This is a genomic window from Streptacidiphilus anmyonensis (assembly GCF_000787855.1).
Lineage (GTDB): Bacteria > Actinomycetota > Actinomycetes > Streptomycetales > Streptomycetaceae > Streptacidiphilus > Streptacidiphilus anmyonensis.
Map to the genome: position 1 here is coordinate 4,053 of NZ_BBPQ01000003.1, position 4,687 is coordinate 8,739.

Sequence of the window (4,687 nt, forward strand, 5' to 3'; positions counted from 1 at the left end):
GGCCTGGTCGGCGCGGCGGGTGCGACGGCGGGGGCCGCCGGATCGAGCGGGCCGGGCGGTGGACCTTCGAGGGACGCGGTGGGGTGAGCCGGGTACCCGGGGTCGGGGCCGTCGTCGGTGTGGTCGATGAGCAGGCCGACGATGCGGGCGGGTCTCCCGTCCGGACCGAGCACGACCTCGCCGCGCTCCTCGATCCGTCGGATCCCGCCTTCACGGCGCACGATGCGGTAGCGGTTGCGGTACCGGCCGCCGCGCTCCAGCACCTCGGCGGTGGCGGCCGCGAGTCGTGCCGCGTCGGAGGCGTGCAGGGCGGCGAAGAACGCCTCGGCCCGGCCGCCGAAGTCCTCAGGGGCGACGTCGACCAGGTCGCAGACGGCGTCGTCCCAGTGCATGGCGCCGGTGGCCAGGTCCCAGTGGAACGCGCCCGCCCGCGCGGCCCGGACGGACTCCGGCAGCGACGGCTCCACTCGTCCCCGCTCCACCAACTTCCGCCCCCCGGCTGCCGCGCGACCCCGAGGGCCGGGGCGTCGTCGCTGAACGGTGATCGGCTGACCACCTCGGATCATCCGATTATGGCGACTTTGCCCCGGCCTCGGCTATCGGCTCGCCGTCAGACGTCGTGAGGTGCCGTCAGACGCGGTCGGCGGCGATCAGGAGGTACTGGAAGCTGCCGTCCTTGTAGGCGTCGAGGAAGGACTGCTCGATCCCGGTCGTGAGGTGGGACTTCGCGCGCAGCTCCCAGTAGGGGATGGTCGCGGCGGTGAGGTCGATGACGCTGACGGGGACGAGCCGGTTGGCGGCCATCTCCCTGAAGTAGGTGCTGCGCGGGTGGATGTCGCAGATGTAGTGGGCGTTGATCTCGCTCACCGCCCGCGACGGGAGCCCGTAGGTGTCGTTGTAGCAGCCGGTGATGGTGACGTAGCGACCGCCGCGCTTCAACTGCCGGGCGTGCTCGGCGAAGAGCAGGGAGAGCTCGACGTACATGGTGCTCTCGTTGTTCCAGATGCCGTCGAACGCGGCGGTCTCGAAGCCGGTGTCGAGCATGTTTCGCAGGTGGAAGCGGACCTTGTCGGCCACGCCGTGCTCCTCGGCCTGGCGGCCCGCGAAGTCGACCTGGTGGCTGGAGATCGAGATGCCGTCGACGCGGCAGCCGAAGCGCTGGTTGGCGACCAGGCTGCCGCCGCCGCGGCCGCAGCCGGCGTCGAGCAGACGGCCGTCGGTCGGGATCGGGCCGAGGTGGTCGGCCAGGAGCTGCGCCTGCACGCTCTCCAGCCGGTGCAGTTCGCGGACGGTGCGCTCCTCGCGGGTGCCCTCGGGGCCTTCCAGGACGGACCAGTCGGGTTCACCGATGCCGTAGTGGTGGTGGTAGAAGCCGTCGACCTCGCCCAGGCGCAGGTTGACGGGGTTGCGCTCGGCGTTCCAGTACGCGGCGACGGAGTCCTGGTAGGGGCTGGTGCGCACGGCGCCGGCGGCGGTCTCGGGGGAGAGGCCGGTGGTCTGGGACGGGAGGGCAGCGCTCTTCTCGCTGAGGATCACAGCTTCAATCTCCGGTTCTCGGTGATCGTGACGTGGTGTTCGGCGTGCTCAGGCGGCGCCGCCGCCGTGGTACCGGGCGCTGGTGCGGTGCCATGTGTGGCTGCCGCCCATCCAGGCCCAGACGCCGGTGAGGAACCGCTTCAGCTCGGGCGAACCGAGCGCGCAGAGCGCGGCGGACTCCGCCTCGATGGTGTGCATCAACTCGTCGTGGATGGCCGCGGCCTGGTCGACCGCCTCCTGGAGGGTGCAGCCCTCCTCGGCGGCGATCAGGTTGGGCAGGTTGGTGTCGGTCGGGTCCTCCTTGGCCATCGAGTACAGGTCGTTGAGGAGGACGTTGGCGACGCCCGCGTACAGGTACGTGCGGCGCACCCGGTGGTCGGCGAACTCGTGGGCGGGCAGCTCGTATCCGCCGACCGGGTCGACCAGGACCATGCAGGGGAAGAAGGCGTTCTCGTAGCGGTGGAGCAGGTACTCCCACACGGCCGGCCTGCGGCCGGACATCCGCCACTCCGCCTCCTGGCCGTAGCCGACGAACATGACCGCCAACTCGTGGCGCAGCCGGGCGACCTGGGTCGGGTTGGCGATCGTGCCGAGCAGCGTCAGCGCGGAGCGGAACGCCTTCAGCACCGGCTCCGCGGCCACGACCTGCTCGAACTGCCCGTAGTAGCGCGGCGGCAGGCGGACCGGGTCGACGACCGCGTGGGCGAGCGCGACCCGGGGGCCGATCAACTCCGGCCGGGTGTCCTCGCCTTCGTCGACCCAGTGGTCGTCGACGGCCCATTCGGCGAGCCCGCACCGGGCGGCGGCGAGCAGCCGGTCGGCGTCGTCGGTGTCCGGGTGGGCGAGCATGAACAGCCGGCCGAAGTCGTGCGAGCGCAGCCGCTCCAACCGACCCTGGAACAGGCCCATCTCCTCGGCCCACGCTACCAGCCGGTCGTTGACGACCCGGCCCAGGGCCGGATCGTCCCGGGACGCCTCCGGGCAGTACAGCGGCGGCACGGTCACGCTCCCGCCGGACCCGCCTTCGGCCGTCGAGTCCGCCCCGCCGGACGGTCCTTCGGCGGCCGGGCCCGATCCGATAACGGCGCCCGGTCCGGCAACCGTGCCCGATCCGGCGGGCGGACCGGGGAGGTCGGCGGCGACCGGGCCGCCCGGAGGGGCGGACTCGGCCGGTTCGGCCGGTTCGAGTACCGCCCCCTCGGGCGGGATGTCGCGGAACAACCGGACGGCCGTGGTGCCGGGGCCGGCCGGGCCCGCCAGGATGCGTCCCAGCAGCCCCTCGTCGAGGTGCAGCATCGTGGTTCCCGTCCTTGCCTACGCGCGCGGAGCCGCGATGTCGACGTTCTCGAGGACGCCGATCGCGTCCGGCACCAGGATCGCCGCCGAGTAGTAGGCGGTGACCAGGTAGGACATGATCGCCTTCTCGTCGATGCCCATGAACCGCACGTTGAGGCTCGGCTCGACCTCGTCCGGAAGGCCCAACTGGTGCAGGCCGACGACGCCCTGGTTGTCCTCGCCCATGCGCATGGCCATGATCGAGGTCGTGTGGCCGTCCTCGACCGGCAGCTTGCCGCACGGGTAGATCGGCACCCCACGCCAGGCCGGGATCCGGTGGCCGTTGCGGTCGATGGTGTCCGGGTACAGGCCGCGCCTGTTGCACTCGCGGAAGAAGGCGGCGATGGCCTTCGGGTGGGCCAGGAACAGCGTGGTGCTGCGCCGCATGCTGAGCAGCTCGTCCATGTCGTCCGGGGTCGGCGGCCCGGACCAGGTGCTGATCCGCTGGTCGTAGGCGGTGTTGTGGAGCAGGCCGAACTCCCGGTTGTTGACCAGCTCCCACTCCTGCCGCTCGCGGATCGCCTCCACGGTGAGCTTGAGTTGCTGCTCGGTCTGGTTCATCGGCTGGTTGTAGAGGTCGGCCACCCGGGAGTGGATCCGCAGGACCGTCTGGGTCAGGCTCAGGTCGTACTCGCGCGGGGCGAGTTCGTAGTCCACGAAGGTGTTCGGGATGACCGGCTCGCCCTCGTGGCCGGCGCTGAGGTCGATCGGCGCCTCGCCCTTGCTGTTCGTGGCGCGCTGCGAGTCGGCGACGAACTGCTCGATGTGGGCCCGCAGCTGGGGCGCCCGGTCGAACAGGTCCAGCACCCCCGACCACGGCAGCACCATGATCGTGCCGGACGTCGACGCCTGCGCGGTGGCCAGCCACAGTGGATCGCTGGTCAGCACGGCCTCGTCGCCGAGGTGGTCGCCGTCGGTGGCCACGCCGAGGACGGTGGTGTCCCCGTACTTGCCCGTGCTCAGCCGGTTGATCCGGCCGTGGGCGACGATGAACACCTCCTCGATGGGCGCGCCCTCCTCGACGATCACCTCGCCGGCGTGGAACTCCCGCACCTGGAACCGGGAGGCGAGCTCCGCCAGCACGGCCGGGTCGTCGAAGTCCCGCAGGGCTGGGATCTCCCGAAGCGTCTCGGGCACGATCCGCACGTCGTCGGCCCCGCCCTGCACGAACCCCACACGCCCGCGCCCCACCGCGAGCGTCAGCCTCCGGTTGACGCGGTAGGTGCCGCCGGCGACGTTGACCCACGGCAGGTTCTTGAGCAGCCAGCGCGAGCTGATGCCCTGCATCTGCGGTGTGGACTTCGTCGTCGTCGCCAGGTTCCGCGCGGCGCGCGTACTGAGGCTCTGCTGATCGGGAGTGCCGTCGACCCCTGCGGACCCCGCGGGGCTCTCCGTGGCCTCCATGGACATGAGTGCGACCTCCTTGGTCAATGCCGTGATTCCAGTAAGCGGGACGGAAGTTGGGCGTGGGGGTGGCGCGAGGGGTGGGGGTGTTGAAAGTTCGGCGCCGTTGAACGGGCGGCGGCGACGTGGTGCCCCACGACGTGACGCCCCACGACGTGACGCCTACGGGGTGTGCAGGCGGGCGAGGACGGCTCGGCCCGACGCGGTGGCGCGGAACGGCCGCAGGCGGCTGCGCAGGGTGCGGACCGCGCGGTCCGCGCGGGCGCTGCGCAGCAGGGGGTAGTCGTCGAGGAAGGTGTGCCAGGCCGTGCAGGCCTGGTCCAGGGAGCCGCCGTCCAGGAGGAGTTCGCCCAGGCGGGCGGCGCCCACCCCCGCGCGCCCGGGCGCTCCTCCGGGCGGGGGCGTTGCAGGG

Annotated in this window: 4 protein-coding genes and 1 pseudogene; all 5 read right to left on the reverse strand. The window is 71.9% G+C overall.

What is annotated here, in order from left to right; all coding sequences use genetic code 11:
• Positions 1-467, reverse strand: a 467-nt coding sequence (locus TR50_RS46475; protein ID WP_042414786.1) for a PAS domain-containing protein, incomplete at its 3' end; no start/stop codon positions are given.
• A gap of 163 nt (positions 468-630) precedes the next feature.
• Positions 631-1,461, reverse strand: coding sequence for a geranyl diphosphate 2-C-methyltransferase (locus tag TR50_RS04910; protein ID WP_042415366.1), 831 nt, complete (start codon positions 1,459-1,461; stop codon positions 631-633).
• Between the two features lie 123 nt (positions 1,462-1,584).
• Positions 1,585-2,832: a family 2 encapsulin nanocompartment cargo protein terpene cyclase gene (locus TR50_RS04915; RefSeq protein WP_236654283.1), complete on the reverse strand. Its 1,248-nt coding sequence runs from the start codon at positions 2,830-2,832 to the stop codon at positions 1,585-1,587.
• Positions 2,833-2,850: 18 nt separating this feature from the next.
• Entirely contained in the window at positions 2,851-4,275 is a 1,425-nt protein-coding gene (locus TR50_RS04920; protein ID WP_042415373.1) for a family 2B encapsulin nanocompartment shell protein, read from the reverse strand.
• Between the two features lie 162 nt (positions 4,276-4,437).
• A pseudogene (locus TR50_RS46480) lies at positions 4,438-4,687 on the reverse strand (hypothetical protein); the annotation flags it as partial.